This is a genomic window from Tenacibaculum sp. Cn5-46, assembly GCF_022347705.1.
In the GTDB taxonomy this organism is placed as follows: domain Bacteria; phylum Bacteroidota; class Bacteroidia; order Flavobacteriales; family Flavobacteriaceae; genus Polaribacter; species Polaribacter aiptasiae.
On the sequence record NZ_JAKRGD010000001.1, the window covers coordinates 392,805 to 418,992 of the forward strand.

The window sequence follows — 26,188 nt, forward strand, 5'->3', positions numbered from 1 at the left end:
TTTTTTATTCAGCTGTATAATTCATCGTGCCAGTTAAAGTTTTAAATTTTCCCTTTTTCATTTTTGAACGGACTTTTTTCATACTTTTTTGAATTGTCTTTTCCATTTTTTCTCGTTGCTTGTTCAATTCTTCATCACTAAACTTTTTGGCATCTTTCTTTGCTAATAATTTGTTTATTCTTTTTACCTGTTTTTTACTGTTAAAATCTACAATTTTAAATTTAGCGCCAGCAGAGAATGCTCCCATTACAGCATTGGTTTCAACCAAATAAATTTTATTAGATTCTAAAGTTGCTTCTAAAACATCAATATTTTCAGCTTTAATCCAAAAGTAAGTTTTCCCAGGATCACATTCATATCTTATGTAGTTTCTACCATTGAATCGACCTAGATATTCTCCTTTATTAAAGTATCTAATATTCATTAGAGCTCCTAAAGAGGTTGTTCTTAAAAAATAAATTACAGATTTGCCTTCTTGAGGAGGTGTAATTTTATCACTTTTTATTTGAGAGTAAGAGTAAAGGGAAGTAATTAATGCGATTAAAAGCAATATGTTTTTTTTCATGGTTATGTATGTTGATTTCTTCAAATATAGAAAAATAAAAAAAGCTGCCAATTGGCAGCTTTTAGTTTGTAAATGATTTGGTTATTAGTTTTTTAACCAAGCATTTCTTAAAGTTGTTTTAGCATTGTTTGCTGGTAACTCTTCTAACACTAAGCTAGAACTTTCGTAAGTTGGTTGTACAAAATCTCCTTCTAGTTTCAGTATTTTTCCATCTCTAGAAACTTCTAAAGCTATTTTATCTCCAGCTTTCCATTGCATTGTTTGACCTATTACTGGGCGAATATTTGCTAATGATACTTTTTCTCCATTTACAGCTTCTAAGATATCTCCTGCTTTTATTCCTAAAGCAGTTAACGCAGAGTTAGTTCTTGGGGTGAAAAATATTTTTTTGTCTTTATTTACTGAAATAAAAGGTTGTCCTTTAGCATCAATAAAGTATGCAGAGTTCATAGTTTTTGTAGCTTCTTTTACACCTACTTTATCTAAATATTTAGTATAATCGATTGGAGTAGCTCCTTCTACGTGATTTGCAAAGAATGCACCAACTTTTGGGTTTGTCATCTTTACAATCTCAGCAATAATTTCATCATCTTTAAAAGGTTTGTGTTGTCCGTATTTGTTAGATAAATCTCTCATTAAGTCACGTAAACCATATTTACCATCAGTTTCTTCACGTAAAATAATATCTAAACACATTCCAATTAATGCTCCTTTCATGTATACATTAGAATAGTTCGCAGCATATTCTTTATCTAAAATATTTTTACTCATTTTAGTAAAAGACATATCATCTTTAAAACGCTTAGAAGTAGAAATTTTACCTTGCATTTTAGATATGAACTCTTGTGGTGTAATTAATCCTTGATTTACTTGGAATAAATTAGCGAAGTATTCTGTAATACCTTCATACATCCATAAGTGTTTAGACATATTAGGCTCATTAAAGTTAAAGTTATGAATTTCTTCTGAATGTACAGATAATGGAGATACAATATGGAAAAATTCATGAGAAATAGTTCCATTAATCATACCATCTGCTAATTGTTCTTTAGTGTAAGTTTCTGGATATACAACTGTAGTTGAAGAAAGATGCTCTAAAGCTCCAAAACTACTCCAGTTATAAACTTTAGGGTCAAATAAGTATAATAAAATATTGTACTCTTTAGTGGTTTTAAATCCTTTTAAAAAATTACTTTGTGCTTGCACCATTTTCTTTAAATCTGCTTCCATATCTTTTGCAGAATGCACATTGTTAGGAGAGTAAACAGCTAAAGTAACATCAATACCATCTACATTAAAACTAATAGAGTTTAATGGAGCATACATAATAGGGTTGTCTGATATTTCATCATATCTAGAAGCAACAAAAACATCCTTAGTATTATCTTCTTTAGTAGTGTTTTTATTAATTAAAGAAGAAGTTTCATATAAGTTTGATGGGTGTACAACAGTAATTTGGTAAGGAGTTTCTTTTTTTCCTTTGAAATACCCAACAAAACCAGGAAGGTTTATGAAAAAGTTTTTGTCTTTTTCAATGTTAGTTCCAGCCATCACGTAAATTCCATGCTTTACTTCAGAATCGAAAGTGTCATCCACCCAATAAGATAGCTTATCCATTTTGGTAGCGTTATCAATTTGCCATGAATTTTGATCTAATTGTTTTACCGTTAATTCATTTCCATCATAATCAAATGCCTTGAAATTTGTAGCAAATTGTCCATAGTTACTCATGGCATATGTACCAGGAACTATAGCTGGAATTTGATATACAACAGTTGATTCTTTTATTTTTTGTGGATTTATTTCTACTTTAACTCTATCGTCTACTACATTGGTAATGTCAATCGTAGTTTCTATTAAAGGCTTACTTTCTGCAAGCTTTTTTGTTGACGAACAGCTAGCTAATAGTGCTAACGAAGCTATTCCTAATATGATTTTTTTCATGATTGTATTTTGTTATAGTTGATAAGTATCTACAAAAGACGTTATGTTACAGTTTTTGTTACTTATTTAACATCTTTTTATGATATGTAATATCGATTAAAACATCGTACCTTTGCAACGGCATGAGAATTAGACGAGTTTCAGATTGGTTACCTACTACAAATAAGGAGGTTAAGTTAAGAGGATGGGAAGAATTAGATGTAATTCTTTTTAGTGGAGATGCATATGTAGATCATCCATCATTTGGTCCTGCAGTAATTGGACGTATATTAGAGAGTTACGGGTTAAAGGTAGCAATTGTACCACAACCTAGTGTACATGATAATTTACAAGATTTTGAAAAATTAGGAGTTCCTAGATTATTTTTCGCAGTTACTGGAGGATGTATGGATCCAATGGTAAGTAATTATACAGCTAGTAAGCGTAGAAGAGATAAAGATGCATATACTCCAAATGGAGATAAAGGTTTTAGACCTGATTATGCTACCTCTGTATATTCTAAAATTTTAAAAGAAAAGTTTCCTGATGTACCCGTATTAATTGGAGGTATAGAAGCTTCGTTACGTCGTGTAACTCATTATGACTACTGGTCTGATAAATTATTACCAACTATTTTAGAAACTTCTAAGGCAGATATGTTGGTGTATGGAATGGGGGAGCAGCCTTTGCGTGAAATAGTAGAGCTATTACAAAAAGGAGTACCGTTTTCTAGTTTAAGAACTATTAAACAAACAGCAGTTCTTATTGAAGAAGGAGAGAAAATACCAAAAAACAAGAATTGGAAAGATGTAGAAATAAATTCTCATGAACTTTGTTTGAAAGATAAAAAGGCATATGCTTCTAACTTTAAAGTAATAGAGCAGGAGTCTAATAAATTATATGCACGTCGTATTTTTCAACAAGTTGGAGATAAAAAGTTGATGATTAATCCGCCATTTCCAACAATGACTGAAGAAGAAATAGATGCTTCTTTCGACTTACCATTTACTCGTTTGCCACATCCAAAATATAATAAACGAGGACCTATTCCTGCGTTTGAAATGATTAAGTTTTCTATAAATATTCACCGTGGATGTTTTGGAGGATGTAGTTTTTGTACTATTTCTGCACATCAAGGAAAGTTTATAGCAAGTAGAAGTCAGGAATCTGTATTAAAAGAAGTTGATGCAGTTACTAAGATGGATGACTTTAAAGGTTATTTATCTGATATTGGTGGCCCTTCTGCAAACATGTATAAGATGAAAGGTAAAGTACAGTCTATTTGCGACAAGTGTGTGGCACCTTCTTGTATTTCGCCGGTTATATGTAGTAATTTAGATACTTCACACAAACCATTAACAAAATTATATCAGGCGGTAGATGCACATCCAAAAGTGAAAAAATCATTTATAGGAAGTGGTATTCGACATGATATGTTAGTGCCTGAGTTTAATAAAAATGCAGATCCGAAAGAGTTAGATGCTTATACGGAAGAGGTAATGACGAATCATGTTTCTGGACGTTTAAAAGTAGCTCCTGAACATACTTCTGATCCAGTTTTAAAATTAATGCGTAAACCATCATTTAAATATTTCCATTTATTTAAAAATAGGTTCGATCGTATTAACATAAAGAAGCGATTAAAACTTCAACTAATACCTTATTTCATATCTAGTCACCCAGCATGTGAAGCTGAGGATATGGCAAATTTAGCTGCAGAAACCAAAGATATGGGATTTCAGTTAGAGCAAGTACAAGGGTTTACTCCAACTCCTATGACCGTTGCTACGGTAATTTATTATAGTGGATATCACCCATATACTTTAAAAGAAGTAAAAACTCCTAAAACCAAAAAGGAGAAAGAAGATCAACACAAGTTTTTCTTTTGGTATAAAAAGGAAAATCGTAAGTGGATTAAAGATACTTTAACGAAGGTTGGACGTAATGATTTATTGAAAAAATTATTACCTGAGGATACTTCTTGGAGAAAAAATAAAGCTGGTAAAACTAGAAATACCTTTGATGATGCTGTTACAACTTTTAATCCTAAATCTAGAAATTCTAGGAATAAATCGAAAGGGAGTAAAGGTAAAGGCTTTAAAAAGAGAAGAAGGTAGGTAATTGATATTATAGATTTTTATAATAGGCTTTAAACAATTATATTTAGAGCAAACTTGTTATGAAAATGCGATATATTTTACTTTCACTACTATTAATTTCTAATATTACTTTTAGTCAGGATAAAAATAAAACTGATTCAAACCCCTGGGTTTTAAAACAACTTTTAAGTCAAGCACTTTCAGACCAGAAAGAAGGTAAGCATGAAAGAGCTATTAAAGATTTTAGTATTGCTTTAAAAATACCAGATCTTAAAAATATCTACACTGAGGAGTATGCCAATTTTTTAGAAGGCTATGCTGTAAGTAGTTTAGCTTTAGGAAAAACAAAAGGACTTTTAAAAAAGTATGAAGAAGTTTTAAGAGTTAGAGAAAAGTTGAATAATGCTAGAGGGTTAAGTTCTATACATCTAAATATTAGTGATTATTATCAGAAAACAAATAATTATAGTTTAGCTGATAAACATGCTAAGAAAGCCTTTGATTATGCTGTTGATCTAGAGGATAATAGTATTAAGTTTAAAATTATAGAAAAGGTTTTGAATTTAAATTCAAATAAAGAATCTAAAGAGTATTTAAAAAAATATATCAATTTAAAGGATGAGTTGGTAGAAGAAAAAGTTGAAATTACCAATAAAGCAGATAGGTATAACCACTTAAGTACTAAAAAAGATAAAGAAATATCTCTTTTAAAAACTGAAAAACTAAATCTTCAAAATGAAGTTTCAAGTCAAGAAAATATTAGTTTAAAACTTGGATTTTTAAGTTTATTTATATTGATAGTTGGAATTATATGTTTGATTATCCAACAAAGGAAAAAGAATAATTTAGTTTTAGCGAATAATGAAAAAACTAAGTTATCTCATGAGCTTCATAATACTTTATCAAACAAATTATTTAAAGCTCGAGAAAGTTTAAGTTCAATGCATGTGTACGTTGAAACTAAAGAGTTGAATAAATATTCATTTTATATAAGAGAACTTGAAAATATAGAAAAAGAAATAGGAGAAGCCTCTACTAAAATTAAATAAATTTATTTTGAGTTACTTTTTTATAACATATTTCAGATAAATATGATTTTATGTCAATTTTTGTAACCATTCACAACAGTTAAAAGTCTATTCACAACATTTTACATCAAAGTTAATTTAGTTGATAATTACCTTGATATTAGATTAAAATCTAATCAACAATAATAATCTAAAAGCATATTCGATTGAGTAGCTACTATCAGTTTTTTAGATTGTAAACAACCGAATTTTAAATTTAAAACTTAGTAAAATGAAAAACTTTGATTTCAATGAGTTTGACGGTATTGGTTCCCTAAATACCATACCTAATAGTAATAAAGATGGAAAATATCCATATACTTATTTAACTATAGGGAATAAGTATGTGAGATATTCAGATGCATCGGGCAGTATAATAGACGAAGGATACCCTAAGCCAATAGTTCCTAATTGGGGTTTTACAGATGCTGCTGGAAGTTTTGCAGATAAATTTGATTCAATGGCAACTTTACCTAATGGAAAAACTTATGTAACTAGTGGACCTCATTATATTAGGTATTCTGATATAAGCTGTAGTAAAATGGATAAAGGATTCCCAAAACCGATAGGCGACCAATGGGGAGACATAGACCAAGAGTTTAAAAATGGTTTTGACGCTATGGCTACATTGTATGATAACCATACTTATGTATTTAAAAATAATATGTACTATCGTTATTCAGATGATTCTGCAACAACAGTTGATAAAGGATATCCTAAAAACTTAACTGATAATTGGGAAGGTGTTGATTTGCCTGAACTATTTAGTTTAGGAATTGACGCTATTTCTAAATTACCAAATGGAAAAGTTTATATGATTAGAGGTGTTCAATACATCCGACTTTCTTATAGTAATGGAAAGTATACTATTGATGAAGGATTTCCTAAAATAGTTGAAAAGTATTGGGGGTTTGAAAAAATCTTATCAGAACTTTTATAATAAAGCTACACTAAAAGGTTGGAATATTTTCCAACCTTTTTTAATGTTATATAGTTGCTAATTCATTTGTGAAATTTTGTACTCTTTCTCTAATATTACTTAACTTTTCATCAATAATTAATTCTCCATCTCTAAATACTTCCCTTAACTCTCCTTGTTGTTCTTCTTCCCAAGTTACTTGATCGTATAATTTGTATTCTCCGTTTTCTAAAGTTATTTTTAATAAACCTTTGGCAGACTTTTTTGTACCATCATCAGTAATTGGATCTTTAAAAATCTCTCTTCCTATTCCGTCAACTTCCCCATAAGTAGCTTTCATTGCGAATCCAAAAGTATCTCTAGTATTGTATTGGTACGTAAAAGAACCAATTCCTAATACTATGTTGGTAGAAGCAAAGCCTTTTTGTTTTAAACGTTCACAAATTTGAGTAGCTCTTTCAATAGTTATACTATCTCCGTAAATAGCTCCAATATGGCTGTCTAACTCTTTATATCCTTTTTCGTTAGTTATACCACCAAAAGTTTCCCAAAGTAGTTCTATCACGCCTTTTTGTTCTTCTTTGGTTTTTCCATTCGGATTTCCACAAATAATATCAACAGGATCTCCGCTATCTGGTCTTATTACAACTTTTCCATCACGAGCAAGTACTTCTTCTTTTAAGTTTGGTAAATATTCAGTAAGAACTTTCCACAGATCCCAAGTATCAGAAACTATTGAAACAATTCCATTTGGATATACATCAGTAATTAGTCGTTTAAAGGTTTCTTGTTCTCTATCATTTGTTCCCATGCACATTACAGAGTGTTCTGTAGCAGCAACGGTACCTCCAATTAATTCTTCGTCAGCATTAGCATTGTAATAAGTTTCTAAGAAATCTATAGCAGGAATGGTATCGGTTCCAGTAAAACTAAGTAAATGACCAGCTGCACTTAATTCAGCAGCTTCTAATCCAGCCATACCTCTCATAGAAAAATCATGACCCTGCCAATCTACAAATTCAGGAGTTGAAGAAGTTTCCTGTGCATATTGATCTAAAATTTTTCTGTATTGTTTGGCAATTGTTGCAGAGTTGCATGGTAACCAGACTGTAGTAGATAATAGTGTTTCAAAATAGTTGGTTAACCAAAAAAAGTCTGGTAAGGTATTGTACATGGTAAACATTGGTACTCTTATAGGTACTTCAGTACCTTCGGGTAATGCTTTTATAACCATTGGGATATAGCCTAAATCGTGCAGGTTTTCAATATGTTTAATACCTACTTGGTTTTCTCCCAAATAATTATTGATGCGTCTGCTATATTGTTTACAAACTTCTTCTTTAGGCTTGTTGAAGAAGTTTGTTTGAAAGTCTTGAAGAATATATTTTTTGATGAAGTATTGTAGCCCAAAGAAAACTACTTTTTCAATTCCATTGATTCTACTTTTTCGAGGTGTCCAGTTTGAATATACTAGTGTTGTTTGATTAGGATATTGCCTTCTGTGATCTACTTTATAACCGTCTGTATATAATAATGGATTCATAGTAAATAATTTAATTTGCGTCAAAATTACGCAAATTAAATTATTCCTGCAAAATTTTAAGATTTATTTCTTCCAATTTCATCAGGATATAAATCTTTTACGGGTTGACTTTGCCAAAATTCTTTGGTGTCAATATCCATAATTGTTAGAGAACCAGTAAATGCGGCACCTGTATCTAAATTCCATATGTTAATAGCATTTATTGGAAGTGTACTACTATAACGAGTTGTAGGTGTATGCCCAATGAATATTTCGTTGTAATGTTTTAACCTATTTGGATATAATTCTGAATTTTTTTCTATTCTTTTATCCATGGTGATTGCCATTTCCCATAATGTTCTATCAAAATAATAGTTCATTTTGAAGGTCTCTTTTTCTATACCATGCATAGAAGTAAATCCAGCATGAACAAATAATCTATTTTTAGTATCTAAATAATAGGGAAGCATTTGCTGAAAAAAAGTTATATGTTTTTGCTTTTCTTCTTCTGAAAAATGTAAATAACTTTCTTTAGTTTCATTACCTCCGTGCATTTCCCAAACTGCTTCACCTTTTCCTGTTCTTAACCAATCTTCACACCATAAATCGTGATTTCCTTTTACAAATACACATTGATGCGTTTTTGATAGTTCTATTAAAAATTCAATTACCTGAGCAGATTCACTCCAGCCATCAACATAATCTCCTAAGAAAATTAAAGTATCTTCTGTAGTTACATTAGCTTTAATTAGTACCTGTTGCAAAGCTTTTAATCCCCCATGAATATCTCCTATTGCAAGTGTTCTCATTAGTTTTAATTTTTAAACTGAATAAAATGCGGTGGTACATTATCTGTTAACCAAACACCATTATCAGAAAGATAAAATTTATAACCTTTCTGATACATTTCATCAGTATTAATGGTTAAAATTATAGGTTTTCCTCTTCTACTTGCAACTTTTATGGCTGTTTCTTTATCTAGGCTTAAATGAACATGTTGTCTGTTCATTTTTTGTAAACCAATTTCTTTTATTGATGAAATAAATTTAGCAATAGTTCCATGATATAAAAATGGAGGAGGAGTTTGTGTTTCGGTTAAAACTTCCACATTTTTAATTGAATGCCCCTGACTAGCTCTTATTTTAGTTTTGTCGTCACTAAAAGAAAAACGTTTTTTATCATTTGTCATAACAACATAATCTAAATCTTCTTTTGTAAATAAAATTCCTGATTTTTTTGATTTAATAAGAAGTTCATCAACTAATGCCCAGCCATTTTTATCTAATATTAAACCTATTTTTTCTGGTTTATGTCTTAATAATAAGCTTAAAAATTTACTAATTCTTTTAGTTTCTTTTTCATTCATGATTATTTGTTTTTAACCAAAATCGTATACGGTAGTATAAATTTGGTTTTCTAATAATTCTTGGTTTATTAAAGGCTCTATTTTGTCCCATGTACCACCAGCTAAACCACAACCAATTCTAGGCATATGTACAGAAGCGTTTAAATCTTTAGCTTTTGTACAAACTTTATTTAAACCTTTTTGTATTGCTTCATATCTAATTGGAGCATTACCGTTTTCATCTTTTCTTATCTTATGTTGGCCAATTATATTGGCAATCCAAAGATCCTTTTCAACTTGAACAAATTGAACTTCACCTAAATCAAAATTTTCTTGTGATGTATACCATTTACGATATTCTTGTTCTGGTTTTTTCCAACGTTTAGAAATTGCCATGACAAATCCTTTTCCCCATCCTCCAATGTCATTGCATATATGTACAATAATTTTATTACCGTTTGTTTTTGGCTTTGTTGCATCTCCTTTTATATAATGAATAATGTTATTCATGGTCTAACAATTTTTTATATATGTTATAATTTTCTTCATCAAAACAGACAAAGATTACCTCTTCAATTATTGGATTCTTTTTAACAGTTTCAATAGCTATCTCAGCAGCTAAAAGTTTTGGAAAACGGTAAATTCCTGTGCTAATGCATGGAAAAGAAATAGAAGTTAAGTCTTTTTCTTTAGCAAGTAGGATGCTGTTTTTATAACAATCAGTTAATATTTCTTTTTCTGATTTCTGTCCTCCATTATATACTGGTCCAACGGTATGAATTAAATATTTAGCAGGAAGTTTACCAGCAGTTGTAATAACCACTTCTCCTGTTTTACATTTTCCTTGTTTATTTCTTATTTGCTTACATTCTTCTAAAATAGATGAACCACCAACTCTGTGTATTGCTCCGTCAACTCCACTACCACCTAATAAACTTGAGTTTGCTGCATTTACAATAGCACCCACTTTTATTTTAGTAATATCTCCTTTTATTAATTTAATTTTCATGATTTGACAATTTCTTTATCAAAAACGTTATTAAAAGCATTTATAAACTTTTCGTTTTTAGAATAGATAGCAAAAACAACATGTTTAAAATGGTTTTTAAATTTACCATTTAGATGTTTATAAAATAAAGTAGCTATAGTTTTAGGATCATTTTGAAAAACTCCACATCCCCAAGCACCTAGTATTAATGTTTCATAGTTTTCTTTAGCACATATAGATAGTAATTTTTCAATTCTCAAATCCATGATGTTAGAAATAGAGCTTAACAAATGTTGTTCTTTTAATTTTATGACGCCTTTATTTACAGCTGCCGAAGTGATAAAACCACAAGTGGCATAATTTTGAATTAGGTTACCGTTTCGATCTCTAAACACAGGTATATTAGGGCTATGAATCATACTGTCTGTATAAATACATGATTTCATATTTCTATGAGTTGTGTAAAATTCAAAAGCTTTCATTTGAGAAGCATATAAAGCTGATGAAATAGCCAAACTTTCTTCTTGGGCCAAGGCACCGTTTAAAAAACAGCCTCCTGGGTTTTTAGCAGAAGCAAAATTTAGACACATTATTTTGTTTTCCCCTTTTTTTGACAATCTTAATATACTACTAATAGAATCTTCTTGAATAACAGTAAATTCGGTTTTAGTATTGGTTTTAAAATTGATTGTTTTTTTTAAGTCATCTAGTTCTTTTGATGTAAAATATCTAGTGTTATTTACAGCTTTTTCAATTTCTTTATTTATTGTTATTTTATTATTATTCGTATCTAAATAAAAACCCTGCTCAATTATATTAAGAGTTTCTTGAGCTTTTATTTTTCTTGTTGATTTTTTCATAGCAATCTTAATTTTTTGAGAATTTATTGTATTTCAAGCATTAATCTTTGGTTTACCTCATTATCATATGATAAATAAGGTTTCTCTGCAGGAACAATCAATTTATCTAAATCATTGTTTAAAACATGCTGGTATTGTTCTTTTACAAAATCAGAAATGTCTTCAATTTCTATAATATCCTCAGTGGCATATTGAATAATTTCTTCATTTCTAATACCTAGTTGTATAGCTCTTCGTTCTAGCTTATTACCATAAGGATCGTGATCGGGATCCCACTGTAATCTTATTGAAGAATTTTTTACCTCTTCTTGCCATTTGTTCCAACTTTCGTATAAGTTTTCTTTAAAGCTAGAATATATAGCTTTACTTAAATAGCGTTCAAAAGCTTCTCGTTTTAAATGTATTGCTAGTACTACTTCTTGTCCTTCTTTAGTTCCCCAACCATTACGATACATCATCCATAAAAAGTTGGGTTTTATCCAAGTCATTCTTGTGTATTTAAAAGGGCCTCCGAAGTATTGGTTTTTCATAGCAAAATTCCCAATGGCTGGTCGATACGATTGATAAACAATCACTTTTTCATCATCATATTGTGCCATAATATGATGTCCTTCATGAGGCCACATTTTTAATTGTTCTTTATATAGCTCTTTTTTTAGTTTCATTTTCTTTTTCTATATTTTTAATTAACTCTATAGTAATAGAGTTATTTGTTTTAGTGAATTTTTCACCAATAAATACATTTGTTATTTTAATTTTATCAATAAGAGCATTATTAAAATTTTCTAATTGTTCAGCAGGGACCCATAATTCGTTATGAATTTTGCCTCCAACATTTTCGATTTTATATTTATTAAATTCTTCTTTTTTAATTTTAAACTCTGTAACAAAACCAAGATAGTTTCCAAATTCATCTGTAGTATTCCATTTAGAAGCAATTTCACTAGCATATTCTTCATTCAATACTGGATAAAATATAGGTTGCCAATCTAATCTTGGAGGGAAAGCTGTAAAATTACTTTCAGCAATTAAAAGCAGTTCTTTTTCGCCAACGGGTCTATATAATGTTACTGTTTCCATAGCTTAATTTCTTAATATCTCTTTTAGTTCAATTTGTTCACAATTTTTATGTGCAATAGTTTTAAAACTATCAGTTGTATATATTTTGGTAAATACTTTTTCTAAATCTTCAAATCCTCTGCTGAAAATTCCATGACTTACCGCTAAATATAAGTTTCCTGCATTTTTAGCTTTTAGCTCTTGTGCTAATCCTAAAAAGGTTCCGCCTCCATCGCAAATATCATCTACTATTAAACAATCTTTACCTTTCAAGTCTTCTGCATATACTTTGAATCCTGTTAATTCTCCTGTTCTAACATTTCTGCTTTTTGATCCTTCTATAACTTCATACTTCTGTAAATGAGCAGCTACTTTATAAATTTTCTTTAAAGCTCCACCATCAGGTGATATTAATAATAAATCATCTGGGAGTTGCTGCGTTATTTGTCTAATAAAAGAATGATTGTCTATTACTTTACAATTGTTTAATACTGCTGGTGTTACCTCTGAATGTGGATCGAATATAGTTACCGATTCATAGTTTTGTGCATTGATAATATCAGCATATACTTTTACAGATAAAGGTTCACCAGTTTGCATTAATCTATCCTGTCTTGCAGCTGGAAAATAGGGAAGTAGTACTTTAATTTTTTTTACATCCATATTTTTTAGCGCATTGGTAGCTAATAATAGTATACCTAAATCATTAAAAGATTGAATACGATGTGTTATAGTTACCTCCGAAATACCTTTTAAATCCGTAATGATTTTAATATGCGGTTCTCCCCCCGAGAAAGTGAAATAATTGTACTCTATAGTATTTGTAGTTCCGTATGGAGAAAAATGTTTGTCTAAATTTAAAATCATATTGCGTAATTTTGACGCAAATATAAAAAACATTTATAGCTGTAAAAAGTTTTTTGTGTTTTTTTTACGCAAACTTTATTTCGAAATGGAAACCGCTTTCTTGTAACTCTTTATATTTTTGAGCATTGAACTTAAAAAGCTTGGCTGGTCTACCGCTAGAAGGTTGGTGAATTTTATCGGTTTCTGTTAAAATACCAAAGCTTAAAATCTTTTTTCTGAAGTTTCTACGGTCTATTTTTCTATTTAAAATAGTTTGATACAAATGTTCTAGATCTGAAAAAGGGAATTCTTTTTTTAATAACTCAAAACCTATAGGTTGGTAGTTTATTTTACTTTGTAATCGTTTTAAAGCAATGCTTAGAATTTTATCATGATCAAAAGCTAGTTCAGGTAATTCATTTATAGAAAACCATTGTACTTCATCAGCATCAGTGTCGGCACTAATTTTAAAGTTATTCGGCCTAACCAAAGCAAAGTAGGTTACTGATACAACTCTATTTCTTGGATCTCTTCCAGGTGTACCAAAGGTGTATAATTGTTCTAGATAATCAATAGTAACTCCTGTTTCTTCTTGCAACTCTCTTTGAACTGCATCTTCTAACGATTCGTTTTCTAAAACCAATCCTCCTGGAAGTGCCCAGCTACCTTTATAAGGATTAACGCCTCTTTTGATTAATAATACTGAAAGCTCTTTTTGTTCGTAACCAAAAACAACAGCATCTACAGCAACTTTGATATTTTGTGGAATCTTCATTTAGTGTTGTATTTACACAAAACTACAAAAACTTTAGATAAATTATATCCAAGATTCAAGGAGAAAAGGGAAGGAGTATGAAAGTCTTTTTTAGAAATCCAAGTTAGTTAGTCAGCATTGTCTTCAAGTCTCAATTCTTTCCACTTATAATTACCTTTATTCATAATAGCTTGGTATTCCTTATGGATCTCATTTATCATCTCTGGATTATTTTTATCGTCTTCACTTAAAAGTCTTAATTTTAGTAAAAGTGCTTTTAAATTATTTTTTGAATCTCCATAATAAACCCATAATTGTTTATGGTTATAAAAACCATCCCATGCAGCGAGTACAGTACTAAATGCGCTGAAAAAAAGTGTGATAACTTTTAATGTAGAACTCCATTCTTTAGGAATATCACCTCCTATAGCAACTAGAAAGGTAACCAATGCTGAAGATATTGAAATACCAATGTAAATTCTAAATGATTTTTTCTTGTTTTGTGTACTTGAATTTGAGGTTTTTTCTATCATTTTTGAAATTTCTTCTTGTAAAATTTCAAACTTGCTTAGAGGAGTTTTATTCATAGTTGGTTGTATCTTTTTTCAAACATATTTAAAAAAAGAAAAACCACAAAATAAAATAACTAATGGCAGATTTTACAATCCTCTTTATCTTGAATTTCACCTACTAATTTTCCGTCTTCATTTAATACAAAACCACAACAATCCATGAAGCCTTTTGCTATTAATTTACGAGCTCGTTGTATTTGCGATTTGGTTGTTGGTAAACTTTGTTTCAAAGTATCTGCTACTTCTTGTTGTTTTAGGCCTTTAATATCTGATAGAAATAAAGGATCTCTATACTTTTTAGGTAAACTTTTTAAAATACCTTGTAAACAATCTTTTTCGGTATGGGTATTTTCTTCTATTTCAGTTTCTGTTTCAAAACTGGCTAATTCAAATGTTTGATTAGTGCTTTTAAAATAATCCATTATAGAATTTCTAGCAATTGTAAAAATCCAAGGTTTTAACTTTGTTAAATCTTTTAAAGTGTGCAATTTGGTATGGACTTTAATAAAAGTATCTTGTAAAAGATCGTCAGTAACTGTAGTGTCTTTTACTTTACTTAGGATGAAAAACTTTACATCTTCGGCATATTTTGTCCAAACTTGATTTGTAGTCATACTATAAATTTACGAAAAATGTTATTACGAAGTTTAATGTGATTTTTAAACTTCGTAATAACAGTTACTATTGTTGTTTAGCAGTTGCAGTTATTACATGTGCAATCTACGCATGTGCAGTTTGCACAACTTCCTGTTTTACATCCTTCGCAATTACAAGTACACTGATTTTTATATTTCATAATTATTATTTTTTAAGTTCATATAGTAGACTTTTATTTGTTTAAAAAGATGCATTTATGATGAAAAATATTTTTGCAATTCTTTTCTAACAGGAATAGGTTTTATTGGAGAAATATTTGTTCCTCCAGTATTTCCTTTTGGTACCCAGATATTTGTAAAGAAAATTGATGCAATAATTCGAGAAAACTGTCCTAATATTTCCTTTGAATTTTTAGTTTTAATACCAAAAACTAACATTTTATAATGCGATAAGGTATGACGGAATAAATGCTTTTGTCCCAATATATGAGCATTTTCCAAATGATAAAAAGACACTTTAAAACTTTTGTTTTTAAGTGCCTTTTTAGATAATGTTAATTGACGATAAAATTCTTGTCTTCGTTGTGTTTTAGTCATGATTTTTTACAATCAGACTAAATTTTACATGAAAAGATGCAATTAATGAATTTTTATTAGGTTAATATCAAATATTAAAACAGATCCAGCTGGAATACCTTGTCTTGGAGTTGAACCATAAGCTAATCTTGATGGAATCAATAAAGTTCCTTTACCACCTTCTTTAAAATATGTAATACCTTCTGTCCAACCTTGTATAACTTGTTGTAAATTGAACTTTATACCAGATGAGTTTTCTTCAAAAGTTTTTCCGTCTAAAAAATAACCCTTGTATCCAACAGTAACAGTTGAATTTGTTGTTGGATTAACACCTGTTCCTTCTTCGTTTATAATATAGTATAAGCCAGAATTACTTTTTGTAGCTGTTAAATTGTTGTCGTCAATATACTTGATTATATCAGCTTCGTTTTTAGCGTCGTAGTTAATTGAATCGTCACTACTGCATGAAATAAATAATGTAATCAATAATAGATAAAAATAAGTTTTCATAAATGTCTTTAATGTAGATTAGTTTACTTTTTCTCCGTTTACGTATGTAGCAATAACTTTTGTATTTGGTATTTTACTTCCGTCTACAGTCATAATATCATTTTCTAGAATGATAAAATCAGCTACTTTTCCTACTTCAATACTTCCTTTTTCTTTTTCTTCAAAATTTGCATAAGCATTCCATATAGTCATTCCTTTTAATGCGTCTTTTCTAGTCAATGCATTATTCATTTGGTAACCTTTTTCTGGGTATCCTTTTAAATCTTTTCGAATGGTTGCAGCATAATAAGTGTATAATGGACTTACGTGTTCTATAGGAAAATCTGTTCCTAGTGCAACTTTTCCATATTCTTTTAATAAATCATTATATGCATAAGCACCTTTTATTCTTTCAGCTCCTACACGATCTTCAGCCCAATACATATCACTTGTTGCATGTGTTGGCTGTATAGATGGTAATACGTTTTTAAAGAAATGGAAATCCTTTAAATCTACTATTTGGGCATGTTCTATACGCCAACGACGATCTTGTTTATTTTTTAAAACATTATCATATGTTTTTAGCATTACATAATTAGCAGAATCACCAATAGCATGAGTATTCATTTGATATTCTGAAGCAGCAATTCGCTTTGCTAAATCTTGTAAATCGTTGTAAGAGTTTACTAAAGCTCCAAAATGTCCTTTTTTGTCTGAATATTCATCTTTTAAAGTAGCTCCTCTTGAGCCTAAAGCTCCGTCTGAATATACTTTTACAGAACGAACATTTAAACGATCTGTTTTTACAACTCCTTTGTTTAAGTAATAATCTAGATTTTCTTTATTATTAGAAATCATAGCGTAAATACGCATTTTTAAATCTCCTGTTTGTTGTAAACTATCGATTAATTCAATTACTTGTTTGTCTAATCCAGCATCATCAACAGTTGTTAACCCTAGATCAAAACAAATTTTTTGGGCATCTTTTAATGCTTGAATTTGTTCTCTTTTTGAAGGTTGAGGAACTTTAATAAAGTTCATAGCGTTATCAATTAAAACACCAGTTAGTTTTCCATCTTTTTGTAAGAATTCTCCTCCTTCTACTTTTGTGTCAATAGTAATTCCAGCTAAGTCAATTGCAGCTTGATTAACCAACATGGCATGTCCGTCAATTCTACGAATGGCTACTGGAATTTTTGGAAAAAGGTGATCTAATTTTTCTTTAGTAGGGAATTCTTTTATTTCCCAATCATTTTGATCCCAACCACGTCCTGTAATAAATGAAGTGTTTTTTTCTTTTTGAAATTTAACTAACTTTTGAAGTACTTCACTATAACTTTTAGTACCGACTAAGTTTACTTTTTGTTGTTGTAAACCTAATCCGTAAAAATGACAATGCGCATCAATAAACCCTGGATATACAGGTTTGTTATTTGCGTCTATAGTTTGTAAAGTAGCATATTTCTCTTGAATCTCTTTGTTGCTTCCTACTGCAATAAATTTACCATCTCTTATAGCGAAGCTCTCTGCTTTATCAAAATTAGTATTTACTGTGTATGTATTAGCATTGATAACTATTACATCTGCTTTTTCTTGTTTTTTACAAGAGAATAAAATTCCTGTTAAAACTAGGGGGAATAGTATTTTTTTCATTCTTTAATATAATTATGAAAATATAAGGTTGTTAAGGTTTTAAAGTCTCGTTATTGTATAAGTATTTGTCCATTAAATATACGATACTAGTCATAGAAGCACTTCCTAATTCTAATTCACGTTTGTTTACTTTATCAAAAGTATCAGTAGCTGCATGGTGATAATCAAAGTAACGTTGAGAGTCTGGTCTGTATCCAACTAAAGTTACATGGTCATCTTTTAAAGGTCCAATATCAGCACCACTACCTCCTTGTGTTAAATCGTGTAGGCCATAAGGAGCTAATAATTTTTTCCAACTTTGTAATAATTTTCTATTCTTTTCATTGGCATCTATTGAAAAACCTCTTGGTGTATGACCACCTGCATCAGATTCTAATGCTCCAATATGTATTTCGTTATTTTGTTTTGCTAAGCGTGCATATTCTGTAGCTCCTCTTAAACCATTTTCTTCATTCATAAAGAATACGATACGAATGGTGTTTTTTGGTTTGATGTTGTTCTTTTTTAATAAATAAGCAACTTCTAATGATTGTACAACTCCTGTTCCATCATCATGAGCACCTTCTCCTAAATCCCATGAGTCTAAGTGACCTCCAATTACCATAATTTTATCAGGGTTTTCGCTTCCTTTTATTTCTCCAACTACATTATGTGAAGGAGCGTCTGGTAATGTTTTACAGCTTTGTTTAAAATAGAATTTAATATTTGGATTTTCTTTTAAGTGCTTGCTTAAGTTTTCTGCTGCTCTTGAACTAATAGCTGCTGCTGGAATATATTCTGATTCTGGAATATCTCCATAGCCCATAGAACCTGTATGTGGATAGTCATCAATTCCATTAGTCATTGAACGAACTATAACTCCTTTTGCTCCAAATTTACCAACAATTGATGCGCCTCCATAACGTTGTCCAACACATCCTCCATAAGCTTTAAATGTTTGTATGTGAGTATTATCGAAAGCTCCATTAAAGAATACGATTTTACCTTTAGCTTTGTCTCCTAATTTTTTAGCTTCTTCTATACTTTTTACTTGAATAACTTCAGCAGTTATTCCGTTGTCAGGTGTTGCTATAGATCCTCCTAAGGCACAAATAGGTACATTTACTTCTTGTCCGTTAAAAGTGTAATTTGCTACTTCTTTTTCACCTCGTACCCAATGAGGAACCATAACTGGTTGTAACCATACTGAGTCTAAGCCAACATCTTTCATTAATTGTTCACTCCAAACAACCGATTTAGCTGCTCCTTCTGAACCAGATAATCTGCTTCCGATATTTTGAGTTAAATCACGTAGCCATTCATATGATTTACCTTCTGTTAATGCAGTATTGAATATGTGTTTAATCTGTGCTGAGTCTATTTTTTCTTCAGCAGTTAAACCTTTTGAGATTACTATTTTTTCTTTTTTTTCTGTTTTGCAAGCAATTACAAATAGCCCAGAAATTAATAGGAGAGTTAGTTTTTTCATTTATGACACTTTTTTAAGTGCCATAAATGTAAGTTTTATATTTTAAAATATTAAAAAATTGAATCAAACTTCCAAGTTGCACCTCCCATTACTTGGAAACCTTGCACGTTAAAGTTGTTGAATCTTTGATAGCTGTTATTTAATACGTTATTAAGGTTTAGGAAAACTGAAAAAGAATCACTGAAATTATATCCTCCATTAAAGTTTACATCGAAATAACTTTTTAAATTAATTGTATTAAATGTTTGTGCTGGTAATACGTCGAACAATTTTCCTTTTCGTTCTCCAATAAAATAAAGATTTGCTCCAGCATACCATTTTTCTGTTTTATAAGTTCCAAAGATTTCTCCTTGCATTTTAGGAGCATTCCAAGCTTCTAACTGATTTGTTAAAGTAAATGAGTTGAATTGCCCATTGAATCCTACAGTTAAGTTTTTAAAGCCATTGTAAGCTACTTCTCCAAAGAAGTTTAGAAGTTTTATGTCGTCATAAACAGTAGTGAAAGAGTTTCCATACTCATATCCTAAAAAACTAAAGGCGTTGCTTCCTGCGGTATTACTTCCGTTTGATTTTGACTGGTTCAAAGCAAAGAAAGGATTGTTCTCTATATTTGAATAACTAGCTTTGAAGTTGTAACTAAATTGTGCGTCTAGTTTTCCTTTAATACCTCCAAAAACTGAATATTTTGTGTTTTTTAATAACAAGTTTTGTGTTGGTGATACGTAAGGATTTTGCTCTACAATAGATTGATATGAAGTTATATCAACATCACCACCAGCCCCAACAAATACATTTGCAAAATCTTTTACAACAGGGTAGGATAGTTCAACATCTGGGTAAATTAAAAAGTTGTTCTTACTGTTTTCTAAATCCATTGCAAAATAACTTTTAGCTCCAATTTTAATAGCTAAATTTTTCACATTGAATTTGTATGTAGGGTGCGCACCAACAACAAAGAAACTATGTTTTAATTGAGTTTGTGAGTCGTATGCTTTGTCAAATTTAGTTCCTAAATAACTTATAGTAGTATTTAAACTTAAGTCATTTAAGTCACGGTGAATTATTTCACTTAAACGAAATTCAAAAAGTGCATTCCCGTCTATAAAGAATTCATTACTACTCAAAGCATCTGAGAAATAGGTGATAGAACCATTTGCTTCTTTAAAATCAGTGTCGTCAAACTTAATAGTTCCAAAAACTTTAAAGTTGTTATAAGCCTGTTCTTCTTCTATAGCGCTAATAGTGGCGTCTGTAAAAGTAATGTTGCCAGGTAAACCATACCAATTGTATTTATTTCGTTCTGCTTTTACACCTGCTTTCCAGTTAAAGAAACGTTCTTGTTGTGCATAAAATAAATTAAGACTAGCGTTATAAAAAGTACTACTTAATCTTGTGTTTTCAACAGGGTCTGCTGATAATAAAAATTTGATATGTGCTCCGTATTCACTATTAAATCGTTCATTGCGCCTAACATATGCTTCAAGATAAGGTGCAATTTTATTAGCCAAACCTATTGAGAAATAATTAGGATATAATCTTTCTCGTTTTCCTAAGTTAATTTTTTTCATAGTCCCGCTTTTAGGTATAAAAGTAGAAGCTACTGGCACAGAAAAGATTTGGTATTTTAACTCTTTCTTTTGAGTTTCTTTAGTGTGCTTAATTATTGGCTTTTGCTTTATTTTAAAAGCATCAGTAATTTTAGGGACATAAGAAGTAACTACATTAACTACTTCCGTTTTTATTATGGTGTCTTTAGCTTTTTCGGTTGCTTTTTTCTCTTGTGCATTTGCAATTAATGTTACAAATAAAACAAGGAAACCTAAGTGCTTTTTCATTAATCTAATCATTGAACTTTCTTTTGTTGTTAACAAATTTTAGTTTTGGGTAGTTACTGATTCGTTTGTTTTTGCTTCTTTATTCTTAATGTTGCTAAGCTCGTTTTTAGCTTCTTCCAACACATCTTTGTATTGTGTAAAGTTTTTGACAATGTTTTCTAAAATGTAAGTAGCTTGGTAAGCATCTTTTAACGCATAATAGTTTTTTGCCATTATAATATAGCTTTTTACTCCCCAATACTTATAAGAAGAGTAGTTGGCTATTAAATCTTGTACAGCTTTATTGGAAGCTTCATAATCTTTATGATCATTTAAAAAGAATGCATTGTAGTACAAACTTTCTGCTTTTAATGCACCTGTTGCTTTTTTGCTGATTTCAAGGAAGAACTCTTCTGCTGTTAGATAATCATTAGTTTTGAAAGCTGAACGAGCTATGATTACTTTAGCATCTTCAATAATATTTGCGTCTACTTTACCGTTGCTTAATACTTTTTCTGCATAGTTTATAGCATTGTTGTAATCTTCCTTTTTATAATGCCCTTTCATCAAATTACTTTGCGCAAAAATGATGTTTTGAGGGTAATTTGCTTCTTTTTCTAGTTGCTCTAAGACTAACATTCCATTATCCCAGTTTTCATCCTCTAAATAGATTTTAGCAAGTTTTGTTAAAGATTCTTCTGTATACTCACTTTTATCCTGACTTATTACATAAGTGTAGTGAGGAGCTGCATTTTTAAATTGATTAATGTTGTTATAGGATTGTGCAAGATAGAAGTGTGCTTTTAAAGCATGTGCTCCATTTGGAAATGCCTCAAGATATTTGTTAAATCCTTCAATTGCTTTTGTGCTATTATTTTCTAAGAATTTATTTTCAGCAGATTGGAAAGTAGCATTGTCTAATTCTGCATTACTAACATTTACAAATTTTACATTTTTAACCCAAGCGGCATATTCATCAACTTTACCTATGTCAATGTATACATTTTTAACATTCGTAACCGCTTGTTTTGCCTCTTTTGAATTTGGGTGTTTTGCTACAATTTCTTTATATTTTTCTAATGCTTTTTTGTTGTCATTATTATTATAAAATAATAGTCCTTGTCTTAGAAGTACATTAGGAATATAGCTACTTTTAGCGTGTTTTGATAATAGTTTGTTGTATGTATTTTGAGCTTCTGTTGAATTATTAGCTGTTGTATAAGTTGTAGCTAATTGAAACATTGCATCATCTTGTAATTGAGAGTCTGGATAGCTATTGATTAAAGTTTTTAAGTTTTCAATTTTAGAATCACTTTTACCCATAAATCCATTACTCATAGCAATTTGATATTGAGCATAATCAGAACCAACACCTCCTTCTTGAACTACTTTATTGTATGATTCAATAGCTTCTGGATATTTCTTAGAAGCATAATAAGAATCTCCTAAACGATTAGAAGCATCGTCATTTAAATCGTTGTCATCTAATTTTATATCTATAAATTGCTGAAAGTGCTTGGCAGAATTTTCATAATCTTTCAACTTAAAATAGGTATATGCAATATTGTAATCTAACTTTTTAATTTCTTCTATTTCTTTATTCGTAACTAATAAAAAACTAGTTAAAGCTTCTTTATAGTTTCCTAATAAGTACTCTGTTTCTGCTAACCAAAACGTTCCTTTGTTGCTTACAATAGAATTCTCAGCTAAAGTAGCTTTTGAAAAATATGGTTTAGCTTCTTTTAATTTATTTTCATTAAATAATTGAATACCTCTGTATAAAGATACTTCATTGGCAAGATTTTGATTTTCTGGCGATTTAGACTCGTTTAAATAATCTAAAGCTCCTTGGTAATCCTGTTGATGTAAATAAGAAGTAATTAATAAATTGTTTATCTCACTTGTGTTAGGAGAGTTAGGATATTTTGCTATGAAGCCTTTTAAAACATCAGGAACGTTTTCATAAGGATTCCCCTGTTCGTAACTTAACTTTGCATAATTAAATAAAGAACTTTCAGTAATTTTTAAATCAAAATCCATTTCGCTAGCATTTCTAAATGCGTTTAAAGCTTCAGGTTTTTTTTGTAATTCTAAATAACATTCACCTAAATGATAATATGCGTTTTGAGCAACTTTGTTATTACCACCTATAATTTTATTAAAGTTACTAATTGCCTTTTCGTAGTCTTTTTGCTTATAATAAGCATATCCTAAATAGTAATAATCTGTATTTGTCCATTTTCCCTTCTTTCCTTTATAAGCTTTTAAATATGGGATTGCTTGGTCGTATTTTTTTAAATTAAAATAACTTTCTCCCATGATTTTAGAAATTTGAGAAATCTCTTTTTTGTCTTTAGTACTTTCTAGAAGTTTTTTTCCAATTTGTACTGACTTGTCAAAACGTCCAGCTTTAAAACTAATATCTAAGATATAGTAGTTGGCTTTAGCCTGATAAGTAGCATCATTTGCTAATTGACTTAGGTTGTCTTCCGCTTCACCAAAGTTTTCTTGTTTGTAAGCAACGTATCCATAGTAATAACGGGCGTCGTTACCATAAATAGGATTTCCTAATAAGGTTTTAAAACGAGATTTAGCATCTTTCAAATAATTAGAGGCTAAAAGGGCATAACCCATTTTGTAGTTTAACTCATCTCGCTCTGGTTGTGTTAAAAGTTTTTCATTTACTTTTTGATACCATTTTAAAGCATGTGCAGCTTTTCTATTTGCGAAATAATAATTACCTACATTTAAAAAAGCTTTTTCTTTTTTATTGTTGTAGGGATAATTTTTTACAAACTCTAGTACTTTTTCATCAGCATCATCTTGTATTAATTTAATTGCACACATAGCATCATAATAATCTGCATCAGCTTTGCGATTTTTATGTTGGTCTGAGTTTTTGGATACTTCCACAAATAAATCTTGAGCAGCAGCATAAGCTTTGTTGTTATAAAACTTTAATGCTTTGTGAAAATTGGAAGCAACGTCGGTGTTAATAGCTGATTCTTGTGCTATTAATGATGTTGAAAAGGCTAATAAAAATAATAAATAGTAGCTCTTATTAGAACAAATAAATCTCATATTTTTCAGTTATCTAAGTAGTATAACGTTTGTTTTTTGTTTTTGTTGGAAGACTTTTTATCAAAAGTAATAAATGTTATATAATTACGTAATAAAATTTTAGATTTGTAGAAACAAAACGATATATGGAAAGACCAGTTTTACACCTTGAAAACGCAGATATTTATCAACAAGACAGTTTAGTTTTGTCAAAAGTTAACTTTACTTTAAATAAAGGTGACTTTTATTACTTAATTGGTAAAACTGGAAGTGGTAAAAGTAGTTTGTTAAAAACTCTGTATGGAGACTTACGTTTGCAACGTGGTTTAGGTGATATTGTTGGTTTTGATTTAAAGAAAATTAAAGAAAAGGATATTCCTTTTTTAAGAAGAAAGCTAGGTATCGTTTTTCAAGATTTTAAATTATTAAACGATAGGAATGTTTTTGAAAATTTAGAATTTGTCTTAAAAGCTACTGGTTGGAAAAATAAAACCGACATGAAAGATAAGATTTATGAGGTTTTGGATAAGGTAGGAATGAAAGAAAAGTACTACAAAAAAACTTTTGAACTTTCAGGAGGAGAACAACAACGTGTTGCAATAGCAAGAGCTTTATTGAATAATCCAGAATTGATTTTAGCTGATGAGCCAACTGGAAATTTAGATCCTAAAACTTCTCTAGAGGTGATGGAGTTATTGAATGAAATTCATAAAAGTGGAAAAACAATTTTAATGGCTACTCACGATTATCAACTGATTGTAAAGTTTAAGCAAAAAACAGTTAAGTGTGAAGGTGGAGAATTGTTTGAAGTAGTGCAACAATCTGTTTAAAAAACAAACCCACTTCACAATGGAATGAAGTGGGAAAATTGCTATGAAAAACTATGAAAAAGAAACACTGCTGATGTTTCTCTTATTATGGAGACGTGTATAATTCTGATAACTTACAGTATTGGGAATATTTTAACATTATTTTATAATAAGAAACCCCTGAGTAAAAAATACTCAGGGGTTTACATTTTCTATAAAAAAGATTTTTTTAGATGTCTAAAGCAGCATTGTTATTTTTAACGGCCTCTGCTGATTCTGTTAAATGTGCTTTTTCTTCTTCGCTTAAGTTGATGTTAACGATTTTTTCAATACCGTTAGCTCCTAATACAACAGGAACACCAATACATAAGTCAGATAAACCATATTCTCCATCTAATAAAGCAGAACAAGGGAATATTTTCTTAGTATCGCAAGCAATTGCTTGAACCATTCCAGATACTGCAGCACCTGGTGCATACCAAGCAGAAGTTCCTAATAAACCAGTTAAAGTTGCTCCACCTACTTTTGTGTCTTGTTTTACTTGCTCTAAACGTTCTTCTGATAAAAATTCAGAAACAGGAACAGAGTTACGAGTAGCTAAACGAGTTAAAGGAACCATTCCTTTATCTGAGTGACCACCTATAACCATACCATCAACATCAGAAATAGGAGCTTCTAAAGCTTCTGCTAAACGATATTTAAAACGAGCAGAATCTAAAGCACCACCCATACCTATAATTCTGTTTTTAGGTAATCCAGTAGTTTTGTGAACTAAATAAGTCATTGTATCCATTGGGTTAGATACTACTATGATAATTGTATTTGGAGAGTGTTCAATTAAACTAGCAGAAACTGTTTTTACAATTCCAGCGTTAATTCCTAGTAACTCGTCGCGAGACATACCTGGCTTACGAGCAATACCTGAAGTAATAACACATACATCAGAACCAGCAGTTTTACTATAATCTCCTGTTGTTCCTGTAATTTTAGTGTCAAAACCGTTTAAAGAAGCAGTTTGCATTAAGTCCATAGCTTTACCTTCAGCAAAACCTTCTTTAATGTCAACTAATACAACTTCAGATGCGAAGTTTTTAATAGCAATGTACTCTGCACAACTTGCACCTACAGCACCTGCTCCTACAACTGTTACTTTCATTTTATTTATATTTTAATTGTGATGATTAATTTAAGATGCACAAAAATA

General features: G+C 30.2%; 25 protein-coding genes. 4 read left to right on the forward strand and 21 right to left on the reverse strand.

The genetic code is table 11. The features are described 5' to 3' along the window. Positions 1 to 4: 4 nt before the first annotated feature. Positions 5 to 565, reverse strand: a complete 561-nt coding sequence (locus MHN29_RS01745) for a hypothetical protein (RefSeq protein WP_235273322.1) — start codon at positions 563 to 565, stop codon at positions 5 to 7. 84 nt (positions 566 to 649) lie between these two features. Continuing rightward, positions 650 to 2,509: a peptidase M61 gene (locus tag MHN29_RS01750; RefSeq protein ID WP_235273321.1), complete on the reverse strand. Its 1,860-nt coding sequence runs from the start codon at positions 2,507 to 2,509 to the stop codon at positions 650 to 652. A gap of 122 nt (positions 2,510 to 2,631) precedes the next feature. Here MHN29_RS01750 and MHN29_RS01755 point away from each other — a divergent pair, with 122 nt between their 5' ends. From MHN29_RS01755 to MHN29_RS01765, 3 genes are all read left to right on the forward strand, one after another. Beyond that, the gene (locus MHN29_RS01755; RefSeq protein ID WP_235273320.1) at positions 2,632 to 4,605 is read left to right on the forward strand and encodes a YgiQ family radical SAM protein; all 1,974 of its coding nucleotides are present in this window, start codon (positions 2,632 to 2,634) and stop codon (positions 4,603 to 4,605) included. A 68-nt stretch (positions 4,606 to 4,673) separates the two neighbouring features. Further along, on the forward strand, positions 4,674 to 5,636 hold the full coding sequence (locus MHN29_RS01760) for a hypothetical protein (RefSeq protein WP_235273319.1): 963 nt from the start codon (positions 4,674 to 4,676) through the stop codon (positions 5,634 to 5,636). A 250-nt stretch (positions 5,637 to 5,886) separates the two neighbouring features. Then, the gene (locus MHN29_RS01765) at positions 5,887 to 6,594 is read left to right on the forward strand and encodes a hemopexin repeat-containing protein (protein WP_235273318.1); all 708 of its coding nucleotides are present in this window, start codon (positions 5,887 to 5,889) and stop codon (positions 6,592 to 6,594) included. A 46-nt stretch (positions 6,595 to 6,640) separates the two neighbouring features. On the opposite strand, the gene MHN29_RS01770 is transcribed toward MHN29_RS01765, so the two are convergent. From MHN29_RS01770 to MHN29_RS01855, 18 genes are all read right to left on the reverse strand, one after another. Further along, the gene (locus MHN29_RS01770; RefSeq protein ID WP_235273317.1) at positions 6,641 to 8,116 is read right to left on the reverse strand and encodes a nicotinate phosphoribosyltransferase; all 1,476 of its coding nucleotides are present in this window, start codon (positions 8,114 to 8,116) and stop codon (positions 6,641 to 6,643) included. 56 nt (positions 8,117 to 8,172) lie between these two features. Then, on the reverse strand, positions 8,173 to 8,904 hold the full coding sequence (locus tag MHN29_RS01775) for a metallophosphoesterase (protein WP_235273316.1): 732 nt from the start codon (positions 8,902 to 8,904) through the stop codon (positions 8,173 to 8,175). A gap of 5 nt (positions 8,905 to 8,909) precedes the next feature. Continuing rightward, positions 8,910 to 9,461: an RNA 2'-phosphotransferase gene (locus MHN29_RS01780; protein WP_235273315.1), complete on the reverse strand. Its 552-nt coding sequence runs from the start codon at positions 9,459 to 9,461 to the stop codon at positions 8,910 to 8,912. 12 nt (positions 9,462 to 9,473) lie between these two features. Further along, positions 9,474 to 9,941: a macro domain-containing protein gene (locus tag MHN29_RS01785; RefSeq protein WP_235273660.1), complete on the reverse strand. Its 468-nt coding sequence runs from the start codon at positions 9,939 to 9,941 to the stop codon at positions 9,474 to 9,476. 1 nt (position 9,942) lies between these two features. Next, complete coding sequence (locus tag MHN29_RS01790; RefSeq protein ID WP_235273313.1) at positions 9,943 to 10,449, reverse strand: O-acetyl-ADP-ribose deacetylase; 507 nt, start codon at positions 10,447 to 10,449, stop codon at positions 9,943 to 9,945. Beyond that, entirely contained in the window at positions 10,446 to 11,288 is an 843-nt protein-coding gene (locus MHN29_RS01795) for a TIGR02452 family protein (protein WP_235273311.1), read from the reverse strand. The genes MHN29_RS01790 and MHN29_RS01795 overlap by 4 nt, the downstream gene beginning before the upstream one ends. Before the next feature lie 23 nt (positions 11,289 to 11,311). Then, the gene (locus tag MHN29_RS01800) at positions 11,312 to 11,953 is read right to left on the reverse strand and encodes a DUF4291 domain-containing protein (protein WP_235273310.1); all 642 of its coding nucleotides are present in this window, start codon (positions 11,951 to 11,953) and stop codon (positions 11,312 to 11,314) included. Beyond that, on the reverse strand, positions 11,928 to 12,368 hold the full coding sequence (locus tag MHN29_RS01805) for an ADP-ribosylation/crystallin J1 (RefSeq protein ID WP_235273309.1): 441 nt from the start codon (positions 12,366 to 12,368) through the stop codon (positions 11,928 to 11,930). Before MHN29_RS01805 ends, MHN29_RS01800 begins: the two co-directional genes overlap by 26 nt. 3 nt (positions 12,369 to 12,371) lie before the next feature. After that, positions 12,372 to 13,214 (reverse strand): ribose-phosphate diphosphokinase, encoded by an 843-nt coding sequence (prs, locus tag MHN29_RS01810; RefSeq protein WP_235273308.1) that lies wholly within the window; start codon positions 13,212 to 13,214, stop codon positions 12,372 to 12,374. A gap of 64 nt (positions 13,215 to 13,278) precedes the next feature. Then, positions 13,279 to 13,968, reverse strand: coding sequence for an NUDIX domain-containing protein (locus tag MHN29_RS01815; protein ID WP_235273307.1), 690 nt, complete (start codon positions 13,966 to 13,968; stop codon positions 13,279 to 13,281). 107 nt (positions 13,969 to 14,075) lie between these two features. Further along, positions 14,076 to 14,534, reverse strand: coding sequence for an SLATT domain-containing protein (locus MHN29_RS01820; protein ID WP_235273306.1), 459 nt, complete (start codon positions 14,532 to 14,534; stop codon positions 14,076 to 14,078). Between the two features lie 59 nt (positions 14,535 to 14,593). Further along, positions 14,594 to 15,133 carry a sigma-70 family RNA polymerase sigma factor gene (locus MHN29_RS01825; RefSeq protein WP_235273305.1) on the reverse strand — a complete coding sequence of 180 codons (540 nt, stop codon included), beginning with the start codon at positions 15,131 to 15,133 and terminating at the stop codon, positions 14,594 to 14,596. Between the two features lie 237 nt (positions 15,134 to 15,370). Further along, positions 15,371 to 15,712 carry a DUF3703 domain-containing protein gene (locus tag MHN29_RS01830; protein ID WP_235273304.1) on the reverse strand — a complete coding sequence of 114 codons (342 nt, stop codon included), beginning with the start codon at positions 15,710 to 15,712 and terminating at the stop codon, positions 15,371 to 15,373. A gap of 42 nt (positions 15,713 to 15,754) precedes the next feature. Then, positions 15,755 to 16,201, reverse strand: coding sequence for an FKBP-type peptidyl-prolyl cis-trans isomerase (locus MHN29_RS01835; protein ID WP_235273302.1), 447 nt, complete (start codon positions 16,199 to 16,201; stop codon positions 15,755 to 15,757). 18 nt (positions 16,202 to 16,219) lie between these two features. After that, positions 16,220 to 17,833, reverse strand: a complete 1,614-nt coding sequence (locus MHN29_RS01840; protein WP_235273300.1) for an amidohydrolase — start codon at positions 17,831 to 17,833, stop codon at positions 16,220 to 16,222. Positions 17,834 to 17,864: 31 nt separating this feature from the next. Continuing rightward, positions 17,865 to 19,301, reverse strand: coding sequence for a M20/M25/M40 family metallo-hydrolase (locus MHN29_RS01845; RefSeq protein WP_235273299.1), 1,437 nt, complete (start codon positions 19,299 to 19,301; stop codon positions 17,865 to 17,867). A 50-nt stretch (positions 19,302 to 19,351) separates the two neighbouring features. Beyond that, positions 19,352 to 21,148, reverse strand: a complete 1,797-nt coding sequence (locus MHN29_RS01850; protein WP_235273297.1) for a hypothetical protein — start codon at positions 21,146 to 21,148, stop codon at positions 19,352 to 19,354. Positions 21,149 to 21,175: 27 nt separating this feature from the next. Further along, positions 21,176 to 24,196, reverse strand: coding sequence for a tetratricopeptide repeat protein (locus MHN29_RS01855; RefSeq protein WP_235273296.1), 3,021 nt, complete (start codon positions 24,194 to 24,196; stop codon positions 21,176 to 21,178). A 125-nt stretch (positions 24,197 to 24,321) separates the two neighbouring features. Between MHN29_RS01855 and MHN29_RS01860 the strand changes: the two genes are divergently transcribed. Beyond that, positions 24,322 to 25,005 carry a cell division ATP-binding protein FtsE gene (locus tag MHN29_RS01860; RefSeq protein WP_235273295.1) on the forward strand — a complete coding sequence of 228 codons (684 nt, stop codon included), beginning with the start codon at positions 24,322 to 24,324 and terminating at the stop codon, positions 25,003 to 25,005. A gap of 208 nt (positions 25,006 to 25,213) precedes the next feature. Here MHN29_RS01860 and mdh read toward each other — a convergent pair whose 3' ends face one another. Next, entirely contained in the window at positions 25,214 to 26,140 is a 927-nt protein-coding gene (mdh, locus tag MHN29_RS01865) for a malate dehydrogenase (protein ID WP_235273294.1), read from the reverse strand. Positions 26,141 to 26,188: the final 48 nt, after the last annotated feature.